Genomic DNA, 19,237 nt, shown 5'->3' with positions numbered 1-19,237 from the left:
CCGTCGTCGTTTGTTGGATCGTTGTTTAGTGAACCATCAAGCGGGTGGGAGAATCACTCGTTTTCCTCGGGTTCAAGGAATTCTTCCCCTTCGAGGGGCACTACCGGTTTCTCCTCGCCCAGGAAATCCTCCCTGTCCAAGGGAACGAGCCGGTCCGCCTCCTCCAGAAGCTCCTCCTCCTCGGTCTCCGCGCCATCACTCACGGGCGCGTCCTCGGCGTAGTCGTAAGCGGGATCGGACTCGAGGGAGTCCCGGGCCGGCGGGATGGGTGATCCGGTGCTGTCCATGGTGCAACCTCCGTGTGACAGGGGTGGCGGCAAGGGCCCCGGAGGGCCCGCCCTGGGTTTCATTCGAACACCGTGAACCCGGGCGGTCAAGGGCCCGCAATCGTTGGCGGAAACTATCTGCGGGCAGCCCCGCCACTGCTCGCCGGTTACGGCTTCCCGAAACTTTCCGCTAAGGATTGCCAGCCGGAAAAGCTCGGAATTACGGGGTACTCTGGAGTCGCAATGGGGCCGGACCATGCCCGACCAAACCCAGGAGTTTTTCGTGTCTCAGTACACCGAATCGGACCACAACGATTCCCAGCAGCCCCACCCGACACAGGATTCTTCGGACCGCGGCCACACGGACCCGCGCCCCGCGCCGCCGCAGGCCTCGACACCCAGCCCCGCACCAACCGCAACTCCGAGCACCGCGGACATCAAACGCTGGCGGCAGTACCTCGCCGATGAACGCGCCGAGGCATCCGTCTACCGCGATCTGGCGCAGAACCGCAGCGGCGAGGAACGTGCCATCCTGCTCGCGCTGGCCGAGGCCGAGGGCCGCCACGAGGCCCACTGGCTTCAGCTGCTGGGCGAACACGCCGGCAAGGACCGGCATGCCTCGCTCCGGAGCCGGTTCCTTGGCTTCCTGGCCCGGCACTTCGGCTCGGTCTTCGTCCTGGCCCTGGCCCAGCGCGCGGAGAGCCGCTCCCCCTACGCCAACGACCCCTCTGCCACGCCGGCAATGGTCGCCGACGAGCAGATCCACGAGGAAGTGGTCCGCGGACTGGCCACCCGGGGCCGCAACCGCCTGGCCGGAACCTTCCGGGCCGCCGTCTTCGGCGCCAACGACGGGCTGGTCAGCAACCTGTCCCTCGTCATGGGCATGGCGGCCTCGGGCGTTGGAAGCCAGGTGGTCCTCCTCAGCGGTGTCGCCGGGCTGCTGGCCGGTGCGCTGTCCATGGGTGCCGGCGAGTTTATTTCCGTCCGGTCGCAGCGGGAGCTCCTTGCCGCGACCCGGCCCACCCAGATCACCTTGGCGGCGGCGCCGTTGCTGGACATCGAGCACAACGAACTCCTGCTCGTGTACCTGGCCCGCGGCATGTCCCGGGAGGCCGCCGAGCACCGCGTCGCCGAGCGCATGGGCCTGCTGGACTGCGACTGCGATCCGAGCCTGTCCCTGCAGCCGGAACTGCCGGATGCCGAGGACCAGCATGAGGCTGTCGGCACGGCCTGGGGAGCAGCGGCGTCGAGCTTCTGCTTCTTCGCCTCCGGCGCGATCGTGCCCATCATCCCCTTCCTGCTGGGCATGACGGGAATAGCCGCGCTGGTGGTTTCCGCGACCCTGGTCGGCTTGGCGCTGCTGCTTACCGGCGGCGTCGTAGGTCTGCTGTCCGGCACGTCCCCGACCACCCGCGGCCTGCGCCAGCTGGGCATCGGCATGGGCGCCGCGGGCGTGACGTACCTGCTGGGCATGGTCTTTGGCGCCGTGGTGGGCTAGTGGACGGTCCTGAATTTCGGGACCGCGGGCCGCAGCACAGCCGGCCCGCAACGGCATTGCGGGTTGTCAGGAACCTGGTCGCCGCTGCCATGATCGCCGGTGCGGCGTTCCTCGCGGCCGGACTCATCTACGGCGATCCCGGGTTTACGGGGCTCTTCGAGGTCTCGCGCGGCACAGGGCACAACGCAGGGCAGAATGCAGGCCACAGCCAGGGCGCTGACGTGCAGCCGGCGCCGCGGACCGGCCAGGTGTCGGGCCAACCTGCTGTTCCGGCCGAAGAGTCCCGGACGGACACTCCCCCGCCCGGGCTCGAGGAACAGGACAAACCCCTCGGCTCGGCCCGGAAACCGGAAGTCGCCAGCACCTCCTACAAGTTCCTCGCCACGAACGAGGACGGCAGCCCGGTGGGCTACTCGCCGTGCCGGCCGCTGCACTATGTGGTCAATGCCGCTCTGGCTCCACAGGGGTCCGAACGGCTCGTGGACGACTCCATCCGGACCATCTCGGAGGCCACCGGGATTAAGTTCATCAATGACGGCCCCACGGGCGAGCTCCCCTCGCCAAACCGTGCGCCATACCAGAAGGACGTCTACGGGGACAGGTGGGCGCCGCTGCTGATTGCCTGGACCACACCGGAACAGGCCCCGCAGCTCAAGGGCCCGGTGATCGGCACGGGCGGCAGCACCCACTTCAGTTTCGGCGACGGTCCCAAGAGCTTCGTCACCGGCAGCCTCGAACTGGATGCCCCGCAAATCACGGAAGACTTGGGCCGGTCCGACGGGGCGTCGTATGCCACGGCGGTGATCCTGCACGAACTCGGCCATGTCATGGGCCTGGAACACGTCAATGACCCTGCCCAGCTGATGTATCCGGAGATTGGAACCCCCGACGGGCTTGCCGCCGGCGACCTGAACGGGCTGTACGAGCTCGGCCACGCCCAGTGCCGCAAAGACCTCTAACCCGATGGCACAGGACAGCTAGCGCGCCAGCGCGTCGAGCGCTTCCTCCACGGTGTCGACCAGGAAGATCCGCCCTTCCATGCGGCGGCCGGAGGCCAGGCTCTGCAGGAGCGGCCATGCCGGGAACCGCCGCAGCCAGTGTTCCTCCCCGACCAGGACCATGGGGGTGATGGTTTCGGGGGCGCCGTAGTAGTTCTCGCAGGCGTCCTGGAAGATCTCCTGCACCGTGCCGCCGGAGCCCGGCAGGAACACGATGCCGCCGTTGCAGAGCTCGAGCAGGATCGCTTCCCTGATGGCATTCGCGAAGTATTTGGCCACGTGCGTGGCGAAGAAGTTGGGCGGCTCATGTCCGTAGTACCACGTGGGAATTCCCAGCGACGGCGTTCCCTCCGGATGGCGTTCGACGACGGCGGCGGCCGCCCGTGCCCAGGAGGACACCGAGGGGCGGAAGGCCGGCACCGCAGCGAGGTCGGCCAGGGCCTGCCGGAAGTCCTGCTCCGGGGCTTCGCTGAGGAAGGCGCCCAGGTTGGCGGCCTCCATGGTCCCGGGGCCGCCGCCGGTGGCAACCACCCGGTTGTTCCGGGCCAGCAGCCGGCCCAGCAGCGCGGCTTCTTCGAAGAGGGCCGTGCCGCGGCGGGCAGCGTGCCCGCCCATGACGCCCACCATCGTGCGGCCCGCGCAGAAGTCCGAGCGGGTCAGCTCGTCGAGGGCATCGCCGATCGAGTGGTCATGCAGGGCCGCGGCCAGGGTGGCATCGAGGCGGTGGCGCTGGCCCGGTCGGATGCTCCACTGGTAGATCCGCGCGTCGAGAGTGTCCTCATAGCGTGACGTGTTGATGCCGGCATACAGTTCCTGCGGCGTGTACAGCTTGCCGCGGTAGGGGTTGAACGGCACGGCCTCGAGCCGCGGAAAGAGCAGGGCCCCCCGGTTGCGCAGCGAATCCTCTACGCCGCCGTCGAACGTGCAGCCCAGGAAAATCGCACCCTGCACGTCCAGCACCTCGAGCTGATGCCGGCGGCCCCGCAGGTCCAGCGACTGGACATGCCATCCGTGCATGCTGCGCGCCCCGGCGGCGACAAGCCGGTCGAAGCCGGCCAGGCTCTCGACCTCCAGGGTGCGGGGGCTGGGGTGCAGGCTGCGGGCGGCGCTCATGGAGCCAGCCTAGACCGTGGCCGGCCCCTCCCTCCCCCCGTTGCGCTATCACTTGTGGCGGCCATTCCGGGGTTTTAAGGGCCACAAGTGATAGCGCAACGGGGAGGTTGGGAGGGTGGGGAACGGTCAGGAGACCTGGAGGCCGCCGTTGATGTCGTAGGTGGCCGCGGTGATGTAGCCGGCGTCCGGGCCGAGCAGGAAGGCGATGAGGGCCGCCACTTCCTCGCGGCTGCCGACCCGTCCCATCATGATGCCCTCGGACATCTGGGCCTTGCGTTCCTCGCTCAGCGTGCCGCCCATGATGTCGGTGTCGATGGGGCCGGGGGCGATGGCGTTGACGGTGACCCCGAATTCGCCCACCTCGCGGGCCAGGGCGCGGGTGAATCCGATGATGCCGGCCTTGGATGCGCTGTAGGCGACCTTGGAGTACGTGCCGCCGCCCCGCTGTGCCGAAATCGACGAGATGCTCACAATCCTGCCGAGCCTGCGCTCGATCATGCCCTTGAGTACCCGCTGGGAGACGATGAAGGATCCGCGCATGTTGATGGCGAAGACCTTGTCCCATTCTTCGACCGTGGTCTCCATGAACGGCGTCGGGGAGCTGATGCCGGCCAGGTTGGCCAGGGCAACGATCGGGGGCAGCGAGCCTTCGATCTCCGTGATAGCCCGGTCTACCGATGCGGCGTCGGAAACGTCCGCGCCGACGCCGATGGCCTTGACCGCGCGGTTGGAGCCGATTTCGGCGGCAGCTGCGGCAGCGTCCTCGGCATTGATGTCCAGGATCGCAATGGACCAGCCCTCGCTGGCCAGGCGGTCGGCGGCGGCGCGGCCGATGCCGCGGGCCGAGGCGGCGCCGGTCAGGACCACGGTGCGTTCAGTCGGGAAAGGGGTAATTGATGTCATGACGACGGTTCCTTCTGGGAGTTCGGGGTTAGGAGACTTTGGCTTGGTCGACGGCGGCCGCCGCTGCGACGGCGGGGTCAAGGGCGGCGTCACCTTCGGGGCGCTTGCGGGCGTAGAGGTACGTGGCCGCGGCGGTGAGGCACAGGCAGAGGGAGAGGAACAGCAGTCCGCTCTGGTTGCTGCCAGTGGCGTCCTTGAGGAGGCCGACGGCGTACGGGGAGATGAAGCCGCCGAGGTTTCCGAGGGAGTTCACCAGGGCGAGGCCGGAAGCGGCAGCCGCGCCGGTCAGCGCCGCGGAGGGCATCGAGAGGAACGGGGCGATGGCCCCGTAGATCCCCATGGCCGAGACCGTCAGGCCGATCATCGCGAGGACAGGGTTGACCGGCAACAGGTAGCCGGCGGCCAGAAGTCCCACGCCCGCGAGCACCATGCTGACCGCGGAGTGCCAGGCACGCTTGCCGGTCCGGTCGGCGCGCTTGCTCCAGAAGTAGACGAAAACTGCGGCCACGGCATAGGGGATAAAGACGATGAATCCCACCTCGGCCGTGGAGAACTTGCCGAGGGCCGCGACGATGGTGGGCATCCACAGGCCCAGGCCGTAGATTCCGCACACCAGGCCGAAGTACAGGGCGGAGTAGACCAGAGTGCGCTTGTCCTTGAGCCCGGCCAGGAAGTTGTGCTTTCCGGACTGGGACTTGGCCGCCAGTTCGGCGTCCATGGTGGCGGACAGCCAGTTGCGCTCGTCAGTCTCAAGCCATTTGGCGTCCCGCGGGCGGTCCGTCATGAGGAGGGGCGTCAGGACGCCGAGGAGGATCGCCGGGATGCCTTCGATGATGTAGAGCCACTGCCAGCCTTGGAGGCCCATGACGCCGTCCAGCTGCAGGAGGAGCCCGGATACCGGGGCGCCGAGCGCGTTGGAGACGGGCTGGGCGAGGATGAAGATGCCCAGCACGGTCACGCGCTGCGCAGCGGGGAACCATAGCGTCAGGTAGAACAGGATCGCCGGGAAGAATCCGGCCTCGGCGGCGCCCAGCAGGAACCGGACGATGTAGTAGGTGCTTTCGCCGTTCACCAGGCACATGGCGGTGGCGAAGAGGCCCCACGTGATGAGGATGCGGGCCAACCACTTCCGGGCCCCGAACCGGTACATGCCCGCGTTGCTGGGAACCTCGAGGAGTGCGTAACCGAGGAAGAAGATGCCGGCGCCAAGGCCGTAGGCAGCGGAGTTCAGGCCGATGTCCTCGCTCATGGTGAGTTTGGCGAATCCGACGTTGTTGCGGTCCAGATAGGCAACGAAGTAGAGCAGGACAATCAGGGGCATGACGCGGCGGCGGACCTTGCGGAGCGTGCGGTCACCCAGTTCGCCGAGTCCGGAGGACTTGGGGGCTAATAGAGTCATCATCGACCTTCTTACGTGCGGTTCCCTCCGGCAGCTTTGCCGCGTAGGGATTCGTGGGTATGTGGGAGAGGTCCTGTCCGCAGCTGCGACTGCGGAATCAGGATCAACCTTTGAGTCAGATGTCAGACATCTGACTCAAGAACTAGGCACGAGCTTAGAATGTGATCCGGATTACGTCAAGAGTCTGTTGGATCAGGCGAAGAGTCCGCAGGCGGGCGTCAGGACTTGGCGCCCCGGACGTAGCGTTCGTAGTCCGCGTTAGTCTGGTCCATGTGCGCATCCATCGCCTGCCGCGAGCGCTCCGCGTCGCCGCTGAGGATGCCATCCAGGACTCTCTGGTGGTAATCGATGGCGTGCTGCTGGATCACGTCGACGGCGGATGTTTCGCGTCGGGTCATGTACAGCAGCTGGCCCAGCTGGGCGAAGAGGGCACGGACAAAGGGGTTGCCGGAGGCCCTCAGGACGGCGTCGTGGAATCCGATATCCGCTTCCACGAAGCGGTCCAGGTCGCCGGACTCGTGGGAGCGCTTCATGTCCTCGATGCACTCGCGCATCCGCTCGGCGTGCTCCGGGGTATAGCGCGTGGCGGCGAGTGCGGCCGCCCCGGTTTCCACCATGCGGCGCATCTCGATCAGCCCCACGGAGACCTGCTCGGCCGCATTGCCGTGCGAGGCCGCCCTGAAGATCGCGTCGAGGCCGGTCCAGTTGTCCGTGGGATTGACGAAGGTTCCCCGGCCGGCCTTCACATAGAGAATGTTTTGCGCGCGGAGCGCCTTGAGGGCTTCACGCACGGTCAGCCTGCTGACACCGTAGGCCTTGGCGATGTCGGCTTCCGGCGGAATCGCAGTGTGGGGCGGGAGCTTTCCGTCGAGGATCTCGGTCAGCAGGCCGTCGACGAGATCGTCGACCAGTGTCCTGCGGCCCATCCCAGTTCCCACCTTCAGTCGCGGCTCGTGCTTCCATCCACATTACCCAAGTCCCTGCGTGCCCCAAGTCACCGCGCAGCCATGTAGGCGTCGAGCTTGGCCAGCGTCCGTTCCAGGTTGACCGGATGGCGGCGAAGGTAGCCGGCCAACCGGAGCAGGCTCTTGCCGCGGACCCGCCGCGCGTCCCACTGCTCCGTGACGAGGGTGCCGGCGGTGCCGTCCGGACCCGTGGACGGTTCGAGCAGGTAACGCCACACGTGGCCGTAGAAGTGCCGCCAGGCGATCCGGTGGCCTTCCTCGAACTCGCAGACCCTGTTCAGGATCTTGTAGTTCACCCGCATCCTCATTTGCATGCCGAACTTGGCGCCGAGGTAGAGCCGTTCGGGCCCGCGCGGCTGGGCTCCCTTCACGGTGTCCGAGCCGTCGATCGCGCTGTGCAGGGCGGGCGTGGCGAGCACGTCGAAGATGGCATCCGGGGCGGCCGCGATGAACCGGCTGCGGGACACGAGATAGCGGGCTTTCATCTGGCAATCCTAGTCCGGGGATGGTGTTGCAGAATGAGGCATGCAGATTTTCCGCAGCACCCCGGGCAACCGGCCGCGCATCGGCGTTCCTGTCCGCCTCACCAGCTCATCCGATCCCGACCCGCGGGTGGCGGAAGCCAACGCATTGTTCGAATACATCGTGGAGCTGTTGCGTGAGGGCGGCGGCGAACCGGTGCTGCTCACCGCTGCGGTGAGCGACGACGGCGGCCTCGGGGCTGCGCTGGAGTCTCTCGACGGCGGCCTCGGGGCTGCGCTGGAGTCTCTCGACGGCGTCGTGCTTCCCGGCGGCGGCGACCTCGACCCCGGCCTGTACGGCGAGGAGCGAAGCGGAGTCTGTTACGACGTCAATCATGCCCAGGACGAGCTGGACGCGGAGGTGGCGCGGCAGGCGATCGACGCCGGCCTGCCGCTATTGGGCATCTGCAGGGGGCATCAGCTGCTCAATGTCCTCTATGGTGGGACCCTCATCCAGGACATGGCTCCGGGGACGGTGGCGCACCGCGAGCCCGCGCCGGCACACGGGGCCGGTCCGTGGGCCTGGCACGAGGTAGCGGTCCAGGCCGGCTCCAAGGTGGCAGCCCTCTACGGCGGCGGATCCGGTGCCGTGACGGTGAAGATCGCCTCGGGCCACCATCAGGCCGTGGCCCGGGTGGCCGGAGCACTGCGGGTGACGGCCGTCGCCGAGGACGGGACCGTTGAAGCGCTGGAGCATCCGGACCGCTGGGTGGCGTCGGTGCAGTGGCATCCCGAGGCATTGGAACTTTCTGCGGCGGAGCGGCTGGCACCGTTCCGGGCCTTCGTCGAGGTGTGCCGGAACCGGCCCTAAGGGAGACAACAGAACCCCCGGGGCCAGTTCAATGGGCCCCGGGGGTTCCGTTTAGTTCAGTTCCTTACGGACCAGGGGTCCCGCACGGGGCGCCGGTCAGCTAACGACGCTCACCGCCACCTTGACCGGGACACCTGCGGCCAGGGATTCCTGGGCCGCGTCCGCCACCCGGGACGCCGCCACGGCATCTTCCGGGGTGCAGGGGTTGTCCCGGCGACCAAGGATCAGTTCGACGAAGGCCTCCATCTCGGAGCGGTACGCCTGGTCGAACCGTTCGGCAAACGTCTGGTGGGGCTTCCCGGAGGGGAAGGTAGTCCCAGCTTCGGCGGAGGCCATCGCCGTCTTGTCGTCCAGGCCCACCATCAGCGAACTGCGGGAACCCTGGATTTCGAGCCGGACGTCGTGACCTGCCCCGTTGTAGCGGGTCGCGGAGACCGTGCCCACGGTGCCGTCGTCGAACGTCACCAGCGCGAGGGCGGTGTCCACATCGCCGGCTTCGCCGATCGCCGGATCCCCGTTGTTGGAGCCCTTGGCGTAGACCTCGACGATTTCGCGGCCGGTGAGCCAGCGCAGGATGTCGAAATCGTGGACCGAGCAGTCCCGGAACAGGCCGCCTGAGCTGGCCAGGAATTCGACCGGGGGCGGCGTCATGTCGCACGTGACGGCGCGGAGGGAATGGATCCAGCCCAGCTCGCCGGCCTGGTAGGCGCGGCGGGCCTCAAGGTAGCCGGCGTCGAACCGGCGCTGATGCCCGATCTGCACCACGCCGTTGCGCTCCCGGATGTAATCGAGCACCGGCAGGGCGTCGTCCACGTTCAGGGCCACAGGCTTTTCGCAGAACACCGGGATCCCGGCGTCCACGCCGGCTTTGATGAGCTCGGGGTGGGTTCCGGTTCCGGTGGCGATGACGAGGCCGTCCACCCCGGAGGCAAGGAGTGTCTCGACCGACGGCAGGAATTCGGCGCCGAGACCGGATGCCACGGTCCGGGCATGATCTTCTGCGACGTCCGTGAGCCGGAGAAGGACACGGATCCCCTGCGGGTTCAGGACCTCGTTGAGGGCGGCGATGTTGTTGGCGTGCATGACGCCGATCCGCCCAACTCCGACGAGCCCCAGGATTACGTCTTTCATACTTCTACTCTCGTGTGTAGTGCGGGCACGGTGGATGCTGCCCGGAACGTCCCAGGCCTTCCAGCGTGGGGATGGCCGTTATCCGTAGGTCTTGCCGGTCGTCTGAGCCACTTCGGCGACTTCGCCCTGGACTTCTTTGACGACGTCGCCGTGGCCGCCGAGTTGTTCGAGTTCGTGGGCGAGTTCGGCGAGTTCGGCGCCGCCGGCCATCTGGGCGGTGAGTTCGTCGAGGGTGATGTCTTTCTTGTCGTAGTAGCCGATCGATTTGCCGCGCTTGAGCAGCAGGAAGCGGTCACCGACGGGGAAGGCGTGGTGCGGGTTGTGGGTGATGAAGATGACACCGAGGCCGCGGTCGCGGGCTTGCAGGATGTAGCGGAGCACGACGCCGGACTGCTTCACGCCTAGGGCGGCGGTGGGCTCGTCCAGGATCAGGACCTTCGCGCCGAAGTACACGGCCCGGGCGATCGCGACGCACTGGCGTTCACCGCCGGAGAGCTGGCCGATGGGCTGCTCGACGTCGCGCAGGTCGATGCCCATCGCGGCGAGTTCCTTGAGCGTGATCTCCTTCATCTTCTCGACGTCCATGCTCTTGAACGGGCCGAAGCCGGACGTGAGTTCCGAGCCGAGGAAGAAGTTCCGCCAGATCGGCATCAGGGGCACGACGGCGAGGTCCTGGTAGACCGTGGCGATGCCGACGTCCAGGGCGTCACGGGGCGAGGTGAATTTCCGTTCCTCGCCCATGACCTTCAGGATCCCGGCGTCATGCTGGTGCAGGCCGGCGATGATCTTGATCAGGGTGGACTTGCCCGCACCGTTGTCGCCCAGCACGCAGGTGACGCGGCCGTTGTCCACGGCCATGGTGACCTCGGACAGGGCGATGATGTTGCCGTAGTGCTTGGCGATCCCGTCGAGGGAGAGCAGGTGCACCGGGGTGTGGGTGAGGGGGTCTCTTTCGTTCTGCAGCAGGGTCTGCTGGTCGATCTCTTTGGCGTTCATTGTTGTCCGTGCCCCTTTACTTGAGTTCCGCGCGGCGCTTGACGATGAGGTTGACGATGGTGGCCAGCAGCAGCATCAGGCCCAGGAAGAACTTGAACCAGTCCGGGTTCCACTGCGCGTAGACGATGCCCTTGTTGGCCATGCCGAAGATGAACGCGCCGATCGCGCCGCCGATCGCCGAGCCGTAGCCGCCGGTGAGGAGGCAGCCGCCGATGACCGCGGCGATGATGTAGAGGAACTCGTTGCCCACGCCCTCTCCGGACTGCACGGCGTCGAAGGCGAAGAGGTTGTGCATGCCCAGGATCCAGGCACAGAACCCGACTGCCATGAACAGGCCGATCTTGGTGGCCTTGACCGGCACACCGACGGCGCGGGCCGCGTTCGCGTCGCCGCCCACGGCGAAGATCCAGTTCCCGACCCGGGTCCGCATCAGCACCCAGGTGGCCACCGCGACGAGGAGGAACCAGTAGAACACGGTGATCTTGACCTCGACGCCGCCGATGTTGATGGAGGAGGCGAACACCGCCCGGGCCGAGGCGAAGCCGTCCATGGAGGAGATCGAGGGCGAGGACACCGAGCCGCCGATCAGGCGGGTCAGGCCCAGGTTCAGGCCGGTCAGCATCAGGAAGGTCGCCAGGGTCACGATGAAGGATGGGAGTTTGGTCTTCATCAGGATCCAGCCGTTGATGAAGCCGATGGACAACGAGACCACCAGGGCCAGGCCGACACCGACCCAGACGTTCGTGGTGAAGTACCAGCTGAACAGCGACGCCGTCAGCGCCGAGGAGATCACGGCGACACCGGTGGAGAGGTCGAACTCCCCGCCGATCATCAGCAAGGACACCCCGACCGCCATGATGCCGATCGTGGAGGAGCCGTACAGGATGGTCGCCAGCGCGTTGGGCTGGGTGAACGTCGGGGACACCAACGCGAAGAAGATGAAGAGGACGATGGCCCCGACGAGGGCACCGACCTCGGGACGTCCGAGCAGTTTCTGGAACGGACTGCGCTTGGCGACTCGCTCATCGGGCGCCGGCGACTTTGTCTTTGTCTGGGTGATGGTCATGATGATTCTCCTTGCTGCCGGGCCGGCCAGCGGCCGGCCCGGCCAGCGGGCTGTTAGCGGATACCCTGCTTGGCGAACGTCAGGACATCGGCCGCATTTGACTTGTCGACGATGCTCGGGCCGGTGAGGACCGACTGGCCGCCGCCGAGCTTGAAGCCGCCGCGCTTGTTCTGCCAGAGCGCGTCAACGGACATGTAGCCCTGCAGCCACGGCTGCTGGTCCACGGTGAAGAGGACTGCCCCGTCGACGATCTTCTGGGCGAGCTCCGCGTTCAGGTCGAAACTTGCCACCTTGGCTGAGCTGCCGGCATCCGTGACCGATTTGAGGAGCGTGAGGGTGATCGGGGCGCCGAGGCCGATGATGACGTCGGCGTCCTTGGAGGCCTGGAGCTTGGCGGTCGCGGTGGACTGGACGGCGGTCATGTCCTTGCCGTCGACGTAAAGGATTTCAGTTCCGGGGACCTTGGCTTTGACGCCGGCGCAACGGGCTTCAAGGCCCACGTGGCCCTGCTGCTGGATCACGCAGACGGGATGCTTGTAGCCCTCCGCTGCGAGCCTGGTGCCGACGGCCTCGCCGGCGAGTTGTTCGTTGGAACCGAAGTGGGTGAAGGCACCGAGAGCTTGGGAGACACCCTCGCCGGCGTTGAGGCTTACGATGGGGATCCCGGCGTCGGTGGCTTTCTTGAGGACGTCCTTGAGCGCGTCCGGCGTGGCGAGCGTGACAGCGATGCCGTCAACCTTCTGGTCAATGGCCTGCTGGACGAGCTGGGCCTGGCGCCCGGCTTCGGGATCGGACGTGTAGAGGAGCTCGACGTTGTCCTTCGCTGATGCCTCCTCAGCGCCCTTGCGAACGATGTCCCAGAAGGTATCCCCAGCCGCTGCGTGCGTAATGAGGGCGACTTTGAGCCGCGGCGTCGAGACGGCCTGGCCGCCACCGGCCGCATTTCCTGTATCCGCGGGCTTGCCGCCACTGCTGGAACACGCGCTCAGGGCCAGCATGGGTACAACGGCAGCCACAAGGGCTGCTTTCCGCCACGAGAACTTGGTCACGATTAATCTCCTTCGATTCTGGGCCACGCCGGCCGCTTCATCGCGTCGGTCTGTGAGCCATCTACAACCGATCATGGTGACTTCAATCACAGATGTCAATAGTTTGTCCTGACATTAGGATGTTTTGACGTAACGCTACGCGATGGAAACGCCGGTTTCGCGGGCGTGACCAGCACAAAGCTGACAATGCGCCCCCCACTCGCATGGCTCCCCACGGCAGCCCTTGGCTCCCTTTGTCCACCCTGCTACTATCAGAAAAAGGCAGTATGTCCTATCAAGCGAACATGAGCCTGACAAACGCAGACAGACCGCTATCACGGCCGCTGCGGAGCGCAAGGGAGCACGTCCAGTGGCGAATCAACTAAATCTGCGGATCGACCGGTCGTCCCCGGTACCGCTGTACCACCAAGTGGTCCAGGGCATCGAGGCCGCGATACATACCGGACTGCTGGAGCCCGGCAGCCGGCTGGAAAATGAGATCGATCTGGCCGCCCAGCTGAACCTGTCGCGCCCCACGATGCGCAAAGCCATGGATGAGCTGGTCCGCTCCGGCCTCCTGGTCCGCAAGCGCGGCGTTGGTACCCAGGTGGTGTCCAGCCAGGTCCGCCGCCCGCTGGAACTCTCCAGCCTCTACGACGACTTGAGCAACAGCGGCAGCAAACCCACCACCGACGTGCTCAGTTTCTCCCATGAAGAGGCAGACGCCTCGATCCGGAAGGCGCTGCAGCTCCCCGCCGGCGCCAAGGTCTACCACTTCACCCGGCTCCGGAAAGTAGGCGGCAAGCCGCTGGCCCTGATGGAGAACTGGGTGCGCGACGACATCACCACGATCGACGAGGCATCCCTGGCATCGCAGGGCCTCTACGGCATTCTGCGCAATGGTGGCGTGAATTTCCGTCTCGCCTCCCAGCGGATCGGCGCCATGATCGCCAACGACTACCAGGCGCCGCTGCTCGAAACAACCGCCGGCTCCGCCCTCGTCACCATGGAGCGCACGGCTGTGGATGACACCGGGCGGATGGTGGAAACCGGCCACCACGCCTACAGGGCCGATTCCTACAGCTTTGAAATGACACTGGTTCAGAGATAAGAGTTCAGAGATAGGCGTTCCGTAACCGGCGCCGTGAGACAAGCGGTCCGACCTAGGCGCCCCGACATCGGCGTCGAGAGAACCACAGTCCGGACACCGGCGTTCAACAGCGAGCACCGCCATCTCCAACCCCGCACACCCGCGCCTTCTTCCGGCGCGACTACGAAAGGGCAGCTTCCATGGCCAACTGGGTCTATCCGCTCGGCGCCGCCGCGCAAGGCAAGTGGGACATTTCCATCGGAACATCCGATTCCTCATTGGAGGTGGAGGGCTGGGCCCATACCGGACTGAAGGTCGCCACACTGGCCGCCGGCGGCGCCGTCGAACTGGCCGCCGCAGCGGAGGAACGCATCGTGGTGCCGCTCAACGGCTCCTTCGTGGGGACCGTGGACGGGCAGGAGTATCCGCTGGCCGGGCGGGACAGCGTCTTTAGCGGCCCCAGCGATGTGCTCTACACGGGAACAGGCAAGGCCGTGAAGATCACCTCGGCCGACGGCGGACGGGTGGCGGTTGCCACCGCCCCGGCCAAAGCGTCCTACCCGACCCGCCTCATCACGGCCGCCGAGACGCCGGTGGAACTGCGCGGAGCGGGCAACTGCTCCCGCCAGGTCCACAATTTCGGGACCCCCGCCGCACTCGAAGCGGACCGCTTCATCGTTTGCGAGGTCCTCACCCCGGCCGGCAACTGGTCTTCCTATCCCCCGCACAAGCACGATGAGGAAAAGGACGGCGAGACGAACCTCGAGGAGATTTACTACTTCGAAACCCGGGTCACACCGGGAGCGCCGCAGCGCCCGGGCGCCGACGACGCCATCGGCTACCAGCGCGTCTACGCGTCCGACGAGCGGCCCATCGACGTTTCGGCCGAGGTCCGCACCGGCGACGTCGTCCTGGTGCCCTACGGCTGGCACGGGCCCGCCATGGCCGCCCCCGGTTACGACATGTACTACCTCAACGTCATGGCCGGCCCGGGCCCGGTCCGCGCTTGGCTCATCAGCGACGACCCGCACCACGGCTGGATCCGCCAGACCTGGGAGGGCCAGGACCTGGACCCGCGGCTGCCGTTCGGCCAGTAGGCCTACAGGCCGGGCAGTTAGGCCGTCTGCAACTCAGTCGCGGCATCCGCCGTGGAGCTGTCGACGGCGGCCGGCCGGCCGGCGTCGTGCTTCTTTGCAGCGGCTGCCGCGAACACCATGATCGCCAGGCCCAGCACGGTGATCCCGGCCCCGGCCCAGATCGGCGAGGTGCAGCCGAGGCCGGCGGTGATGGTCACGCCGCCCAGCCAGGCGCCGAGGGCGTTGCCGACGTTGAAGGCACCGATATTAGCGCCCGAGGCCAGGGTGGGAGCACTGCTGGCGTACTTCATGACGCGCATCTGCAGCCCGGGGACCGTGGCGAAGCCGAAGCCGCCCAGCAGCACCATGGAAGCAATAGTCATCGGCTGGTTGCCGGAGGTCAGGGCGAAGACCACGAGCACCACCACCAACACGGCCAACACCACGAGCAGGGTGCGGTCCACGTTCTTGTCGGCCGCCTTGCCGCCGAGGGTGTTGCCGATGAAGAGCCCGACGCCGAAGAGGATCAGCAGCCACGGCACGGTGGAGGCGGCGAAGCCGGTGACCTCCGTGAGCGTGAACGCGATGTAGGTGAAGGCGCCGAACATGCCGCCGTAGCCCAGGATGGTGACCAGGATGGAAAGCCAGACTTGGCCGGACCGGAAGGCCCGGAGCTCGCTGCGCAGGCCTCCTGGCGCAGTCTCTCCAGAGCCGGTCTTCGGGACCAGGGCGAGGATGCCCGCCAGGGCGAGGACGCCAATGACGGTGATCGCCCAGAACGTGGCGCGCCAGCCCGCAGCCTGGCCCAGCATAGTGCCGAACGGGACACCCAGCACATTGGCCGCCGTCAGGCCGGTGAACATGATCGCGATCGCGCCGGCCTTCTTATCGGCCGCCACCATGCTGGCGGCCACCACGGCTCCGATGCCGAAGAACGCACCGTGCGACAGCGCGGCAAGGATGCGCCCTGCCATCATGATCGGGTAGTCGGGGGCGAGCGCGGAGACGAGGTTGCCGGCGATGAAGAGCACCATCAGCACGGCCAGCACGGGCTTGCGTTCGAATCGCGTCACGGCCGCGGTGAGGCCCAGCGCCCCGACCACGACGGCGAGCGCGTAGCCGGAGATGAGCCAGCCCGCGTTGGCCTCGGTGACGTGGAAGTCTGCGGCCACTTGCGGCAGCAGACCCATGATGACGAACTCGGTGAGTCCGATGCCGAACCCGCCGAGGGCTAGGGCTATCAGGCCAACAGGCATGGGGGTGCTCCTTACAAAGCTGTACGGAAAGGGGTATGACGCGTAAGCTAGTAGTTGCAGACGCGTTATTTATTCTTGCACAAGCAGATACAGCGCGCAAGCAACTATTATTTGATGTGCCTGGCACCACTCCCGCCGGGCACGCTAGCTGAAGGGATTCACCAGATGGGCATCAAGGACGACGCCGTCGAGGTCCGGGCGCAAGGCTGGCGGACCCTCGCGGCCCTGCACGGGCTGATCGAAGCCGAGCTGGAGCGCTCCCTGCAGGCCGAGGCGCAGCTCTCCGTCGTGGAGTACACGGTGCTGGACGCGCTGAGCCGGCAGGACGGCTGGCACATGAGGATGCAGCAGCTGGCCCGCGCCACGGCGTTGAGCGCGAGCGCCACCACGCGCCTGGTCAACCGGCTGGAGGACCGCGGGCTGCTGACCCGGATCCTGTGCGCGGATGACCGCCGCGGGATCTATACCGAGCTCACGCCCAGTGGCATCACGCTGCTCGAGCAAAGCAGGCCGGTCCACGACGCTACCCTGGAGCGCGCGCTGGCCGAGGCTCAGGAAGTGCCGGAACTGGCGCCGCTCGTCGACGCCCTCCCCCGGCTGCACGCCGCGGTCTAACGCGATAACCGCTTCAACCGTATCAACGCAGAAAGCCCCGCCCCCGCTACAGCCCAAGTGACTCGCAGCAGGGGCCGTTATGAAGGCTCATAACGGCCCCTGCTGCTAGCTAGTTGGGTCATGCCGGGGGCGGGGCTTGCTGCTTTGTCAGGCTACGTGGTTGGTAACGCTATACGGTGACGGATTGCTTGGCGGCCGCCTGTTTGAAGAAGTGTTCCAGATCCTCGAGGCTCTTGCCCCGGGTCTCCGGAACCACGCGCTTCACCCAGACGATGGCTGCCAGTTGGATCGCCACGAAGATGAAGAAGGTCACGGAGACGCCGATCCAGGACACCATCTGCGGGAAGAAGAACCCGATCAGGAAGTTGATCATCCACAGGACGAAGACACAGATCCCCATGCCAATGCCGCGGACGTGCAGCGGGAAGATTTCGGCCATCGTCAGCCACGTCACCGTGCCGATGCAGGACTGCATCGAGGCGAGGAACGTCACCATGAACAGCAGCACCAGATAGCCGCGGAGCATGCTTTCCGGGATCGCCATGGAGATGATACCGATGGCCAGCAGGGACGTTGCCGTGCCGATCAAGCCGGCGATCAGCATGGATTTCCTGGGCAGACGCGACATGAGGGACATTCCGACGACGACGGCGACTACCGAAGTGACGCCGTTGACGACGTTGGCAATCAGGGCGCCCTGATCGCCGAAGCCGGAGCTGGAGAGGATGGAGGTGCCGTAGTACATGATGGCGTTGACGCCGCTGATCTGGTTGATCACGGCCAGCCCCAGTCCGACGACGAAGATGCGCCGGATCCACGGCACCGTGAGGTCGCGGAATGTGCCGAGTTTGGATTGGTAATCTTCCCTCGCGGCCTGCCGGACTTCGTCGAACTCGGTGGAGATGTCCTCCGTGGCGCGCGACCGGCGCAGTACCTCAAGCACTTCACCGAAGCGGCCGGCCGAAGCCAGCCAGCGGGGGCTTTCCGGCAGAACCAGCATGCCAAACCAGAGGACGACGGCGGGCAGCGTGGCAATAACGAGCATCCACCGCCACACGTGGGAGGCCTCCGGGAAGGCGTTGCCCAGTACGGCATTGAACGTAAAGGCCAGGAACTGCCCCGTGACAATCATGAGTTCGTTCTGCGTCACGATGCGTCCGCGCTGGGCTGCCGGGGACATTTCCGCGAGGTAGACCGGAACAATCACCGATGCTCCGCCGACGGCAAGGCCCAGCAGGGTGCGCGAGGCGATGAGCAGTTCAGTGCTCGGCGAGACAGAGCAGGCAACCGTGGCCACCGCAAAGATCAACGCGAGCCCCATGATGGTCCGGCGCCGGCCGAAGCGGTCCGAGAGCCGGCCCGCCGAGATGGCACCGAACGCCGCACCGAAGAGCAGTGTGGACGTCACGAGTCCCTCGGTCAGCGGAGTGAGGCCGAGGTCCCGCTGCATGAACGGCAGGGCGCCGTTGATGACGCCCGTGTCATAGCCGAAGAGGAGGCCGCCAAACGTGGAGAAGAGCGCCACGCGCCGCATGAACCTCTTGGGATTCGATGCTCCACCGGTTCTCCGGACGGCGGCTTCCTGGACATCGGAGTCAGCCTCGGAAACGGGCGCGTCCGCGGGCGGAGCCGAATTCGTCAGTGTTCCGTCGGACTTCGTCATAGGCTCGCCTTCTCGACGCGCTGCATCATGGTCTCCAGCTGGTAGCGGGAGACCTCGGCAGCGTTGTCGTCCTCGGCGAAGACGCTGGAGACCATGACGGTGTCCTCGCGGTCGAGGAAGCCGATTTCCTTCAGGCCGCCGAAGAACTCGTCCCAGTTCACGTCGCCGTCGCCGATTTTCAGGTGCTGGTGCACGCGCACCGGGTTCCCGGGCGGGTTGGTGATGTAGCGCAGCCCATGCGAGGCGTGGTGGTTCATGGTGTCGGCGACGTGGACCAGGCGCAGCTTGTCCCCCGCGGCCCGCATGATCTCCAGCGGTTCGTTCTTCATGTGGAAGCTGTGCGAGGCCACGTAGACCAGGCCCACGTTCTTCGAGTTCAGTCCGCGGATCACCCGGATCGCGGCGAGGCCTTCCTCGACGAAGTCGTCCGGGTGCGGATCGATCAGCAGGTCAATCCCCTCCCGCTCGATGATGGGGAGCAGTTCCTCCATCGAACGGTAGAAGGCGCGCTCGGATTCCTCGGCCTTCTCCGGTCGGCCGCTGAATTCGGTGTTCATGGTGCTGACGCCGAGGTCCACGGTGATCTGGATGGCGCGCTTCCAGTAGCGGACGGCGGCCTCGCGGGCGTCCTCGTCCGGGCCGGACCATCGCAGCACGGGCAGCACCGAGGCAATTTCGATTCCCGCGTCCCTGCAGGCCGCCTTCAGCTTGCCCACAAGCTCGTCGTCGGCCTTCGGGTGGTTGAAGAACGGGATGAAATCGGCGTGCGGGGTCATCTGCATGTACTTGTAGCCGAGGTCGGCGACCACGCGCGGGAACTCAAGGAGTCCGTGGCTGTGGTG

19 protein-coding genes are annotated in these 19,237 nt (G+C 66.4%); 6 read left to right on the top strand and 13 right to left on the bottom strand.

The genetic code is table 11. The features are described from left to right. Window positions 1-53: 53 nt before the first annotated feature. Window positions 54-287, bottom strand: a complete 234-nt coding sequence (locus tag ABD243_RS07010) for a hypothetical protein (RefSeq protein ID WP_344363690.1) — start codon at window positions 285-287, stop codon at window positions 54-56. 262 nt (window positions 288-549) lie between these two features. Here ABD243_RS07010 and ABD243_RS07005 point away from each other — a divergent pair, with 262 nt between their 5' ends. Further along, complete coding sequence (locus ABD243_RS07005; RefSeq protein WP_425547144.1) at window positions 550-1,764, top strand: VIT1/CCC1 transporter family protein; 1,215 nt, start codon at window positions 550-552, stop codon at window positions 1,762-1,764. Then, window positions 1,764-2,723, top strand: a complete 960-nt coding sequence (locus ABD243_RS07000; protein ID WP_344363685.1) for a matrixin family metalloprotease — start codon at window positions 1,764-1,766, stop codon at window positions 2,721-2,723. Before ABD243_RS07005 ends, ABD243_RS07000 begins: the two co-directional genes overlap by 1 nt. Window positions 2,724-2,741: 18 nt before the next feature. Here ABD243_RS07000 and ABD243_RS06995 read toward each other — a convergent pair whose 3' ends face one another. The 5 genes from ABD243_RS06995 to ABD243_RS06975 all read right to left on the bottom strand — a co-directional run bounded on the left by ABD243_RS06995 (window position 2,742) and on the right by ABD243_RS06975 (window position 7,627). Further along, window positions 2,742-3,875, bottom strand: coding sequence for an LOG family protein (locus ABD243_RS06995; RefSeq protein ID WP_344363683.1), 1,134 nt, complete (start codon window positions 3,873-3,875; stop codon window positions 2,742-2,744). A 126-nt stretch (window positions 3,876-4,001) separates the two neighbouring features. Beyond that, complete coding sequence (locus ABD243_RS06990) at window positions 4,002-4,778, bottom strand: SDR family NAD(P)-dependent oxidoreductase (RefSeq protein WP_091251491.1); 777 nt, start codon at window positions 4,776-4,778, stop codon at window positions 4,002-4,004. Between the two features lie 28 nt (window positions 4,779-4,806). Next, the gene (locus ABD243_RS06985; protein WP_425547143.1) at window positions 4,807-6,180 is read right to left on the bottom strand and encodes an MFS transporter; all 1,374 of its coding nucleotides are present in this window, start codon (window positions 6,178-6,180) and stop codon (window positions 4,807-4,809) included. Between the two features lie 215 nt (window positions 6,181-6,395). After that, the gene (locus tag ABD243_RS06980; protein ID WP_344363679.1) at window positions 6,396-7,103 is read right to left on the bottom strand and encodes a FadR/GntR family transcriptional regulator; all 708 of its coding nucleotides are present in this window, start codon (window positions 7,101-7,103) and stop codon (window positions 6,396-6,398) included. Between the two features lie 68 nt (window positions 7,104-7,171). Continuing rightward, window positions 7,172-7,627 carry an SRPBCC family protein gene (locus ABD243_RS06975; protein WP_344363676.1) on the bottom strand — a complete coding sequence of 152 codons (456 nt, stop codon included), beginning with the start codon at window positions 7,625-7,627 and terminating at the stop codon, window positions 7,172-7,174. A 40-nt stretch (window positions 7,628-7,667) separates the two neighbouring features. Here ABD243_RS06975 and ABD243_RS06970 point away from each other — a divergent pair, with 40 nt between their 5' ends. Next, entirely contained in the window at window positions 7,668-8,474 is an 807-nt protein-coding gene (locus ABD243_RS06970) for a gamma-glutamyl-gamma-aminobutyrate hydrolase family protein (RefSeq protein WP_344363674.1), read from the top strand. A 96-nt stretch (window positions 8,475-8,570) separates the two neighbouring features. Here ABD243_RS06970 and ABD243_RS06965 read toward each other — a convergent pair whose 3' ends face one another. The 4 genes from ABD243_RS06965 to ABD243_RS06950 all read right to left on the bottom strand — a co-directional run bounded on the left by ABD243_RS06965 (window position 8,571) and on the right by ABD243_RS06950 (window position 12,716). Continuing rightward, entirely contained in the window at window positions 8,571-9,605 is a 1,035-nt protein-coding gene (locus ABD243_RS06965) for a Gfo/Idh/MocA family oxidoreductase (RefSeq protein ID WP_344363671.1), read from the bottom strand. Window positions 9,606-9,683: 78 nt separating this feature from the next. Beyond that, entirely contained in the window at window positions 9,684-10,601 is a 918-nt protein-coding gene (locus tag ABD243_RS06960) for an ATP-binding cassette domain-containing protein (RefSeq protein WP_344363668.1), read from the bottom strand. 16 nt (window positions 10,602-10,617) lie between these two features. Continuing rightward, window positions 10,618-11,667, bottom strand: a complete 1,050-nt coding sequence (locus ABD243_RS06955) for an ABC transporter permease (RefSeq protein ID WP_344363666.1) — start codon at window positions 11,665-11,667, stop codon at window positions 10,618-10,620. 53 nt (window positions 11,668-11,720) lie between these two features. After that, window positions 11,721-12,716, bottom strand: coding sequence for a substrate-binding domain-containing protein (locus ABD243_RS06950; RefSeq protein ID WP_344363664.1), 996 nt, complete (start codon window positions 12,714-12,716; stop codon window positions 11,721-11,723). Between the two features lie 349 nt (window positions 12,717-13,065). On the opposite strand from ABD243_RS06950, the gene ABD243_RS06945 reads away from it, so the two are divergent. Continuing rightward, window positions 13,066-13,806 carry a GntR family transcriptional regulator gene (locus tag ABD243_RS06945; RefSeq protein WP_116766925.1) on the top strand — a complete coding sequence of 247 codons (741 nt, stop codon included), beginning with the start codon at window positions 13,066-13,068 and terminating at the stop codon, window positions 13,804-13,806. Window positions 13,807-13,985: 179 nt separating this feature from the next. Continuing rightward, window positions 13,986-14,882, top strand: coding sequence for a 5-deoxy-glucuronate isomerase (gene iolB, locus ABD243_RS06940; RefSeq protein ID WP_344363661.1), 897 nt, complete (start codon window positions 13,986-13,988; stop codon window positions 14,880-14,882). Between the two features lie 17 nt (window positions 14,883-14,899). Here iolB and ABD243_RS06935 read toward each other — a convergent pair whose 3' ends face one another. After that, a complete protein-coding gene (locus ABD243_RS06935; RefSeq protein WP_344363658.1) occupies window positions 14,900-16,117 on the bottom strand; it encodes an MFS transporter in 1,218 nt (405 codons plus the stop codon). 165 nt (window positions 16,118-16,282) lie between these two features. On the opposite strand from ABD243_RS06935, the gene ABD243_RS06930 reads away from it, so the two are divergent. Continuing rightward, window positions 16,283-16,732 carry a MarR family winged helix-turn-helix transcriptional regulator gene (locus ABD243_RS06930; protein ID WP_091251470.1) on the top strand — a complete coding sequence of 150 codons (450 nt, stop codon included), beginning with the start codon at window positions 16,283-16,285 and terminating at the stop codon, window positions 16,730-16,732. 169 nt (window positions 16,733-16,901) lie between these two features. Here the strand turns inward: ABD243_RS06930 and ABD243_RS06925 are convergent, their stop codons facing one another. Both ABD243_RS06925 and ABD243_RS06920 read right to left on the bottom strand, forming a co-directional pair. Next, window positions 16,902-18,395, bottom strand: coding sequence for a sugar porter family MFS transporter (locus ABD243_RS06925; protein ID WP_344363655.1), 1,494 nt, complete (start codon window positions 18,393-18,395; stop codon window positions 16,902-16,904). After that, window positions 18,392-19,237, bottom strand: an 846-nt coding sequence (locus tag ABD243_RS06920; protein WP_344363652.1) for a sugar phosphate isomerase/epimerase family protein, incomplete at its 5' end; no start/stop codon positions are given. The genes ABD243_RS06925 and ABD243_RS06920, both read right to left, overlap by 4 nt.

Source organism: Arthrobacter humicola (genome assembly GCF_039531445.1).
GTDB lineage: Bacteria > Actinomycetota > Actinomycetes > Actinomycetales > Micrococcaceae > Arthrobacter > Arthrobacter humicola.
Note: the sequence above shows the minus strand (reverse complement) of the source record. Positions and strands in the feature narration are given on the sequence as shown.

Coding starts and splice junctions, on each gene's coding strand:
- ABD243_RS07010 (WP_344363690.1), bottom strand. CDS start 287: ATGGACAGCACCGGATCACCCATCCCGCCGGCCCGGGACTCCCTCGAG.
- ABD243_RS06965 (WP_344363671.1), bottom strand. CDS start 9,605: ATGAAAGACGTAATCCTGGGGCTCGTCGGAGTTGGGCGGATCGGCGTC.
- iolB (WP_344363661.1), top strand. CDS start 13,986: ATGGCCAACTGGGTCTATCCGCTCGGCGCCGCCGCGCAAGGCAAGTGG.
- ABD243_RS06985 (WP_425547143.1), bottom strand. CDS start 6,180: ATGATGACTCTATTAGCCCCCAAGTCCTCCGGACTCGGCGAACTGGGT.
- ABD243_RS06955 (WP_344363666.1), bottom strand. CDS start 11,667: ATGACCATCACCCAGACAAAGACAAAGTCGCCGGCGCCCGATGAGCGA.
- ABD243_RS06970 (WP_344363674.1), top strand. CDS start 7,668: ATGCAGATTTTCCGCAGCACCCCGGGCAACCGGCCGCGCATCGGCGTT.
- ABD243_RS06980 (WP_344363679.1), bottom strand. CDS start 7,103: ATGGGCCGCAGGACACTGGTCGACGATCTCGTCGACGGCCTGCTGACC.
- ABD243_RS06975 (WP_344363676.1), bottom strand. CDS start 7,627: ATGAAAGCCCGCTATCTCGTGTCCCGCAGCCGGTTCATCGCGGCCGCC.
- ABD243_RS06960 (WP_344363668.1), bottom strand. CDS start 10,601: ATGAACGCCAAAGAGATCGACCAGCAGACCCTGCTGCAGAACGAAAGA.
- ABD243_RS06995 (WP_344363683.1), bottom strand. CDS start 3,875: ATGAGCGCCGCCCGCAGCCTGCACCCCAGCCCCCGCACCCTGGAGGTC.
- ABD243_RS06930 (WP_091251470.1), top strand. CDS start 16,283: ATGGGCATCAAGGACGACGCCGTCGAGGTCCGGGCGCAAGGCTGGCGG.
- ABD243_RS06925 (WP_344363655.1), bottom strand. CDS start 18,395: ATGACGAAGTCCGACGGAACACTGACGAATTCGGCTCCGCCCGCGGAC.
- ABD243_RS06990 (WP_091251491.1), bottom strand. CDS start 4,778: ATGACATCAATTACCCCTTTCCCGACTGAACGCACCGTGGTCCTGACC.
- ABD243_RS06935 (WP_344363658.1), bottom strand. CDS start 16,117: ATGCCTGTTGGCCTGATAGCCCTAGCCCTCGGCGGGTTCGGCATCGGA.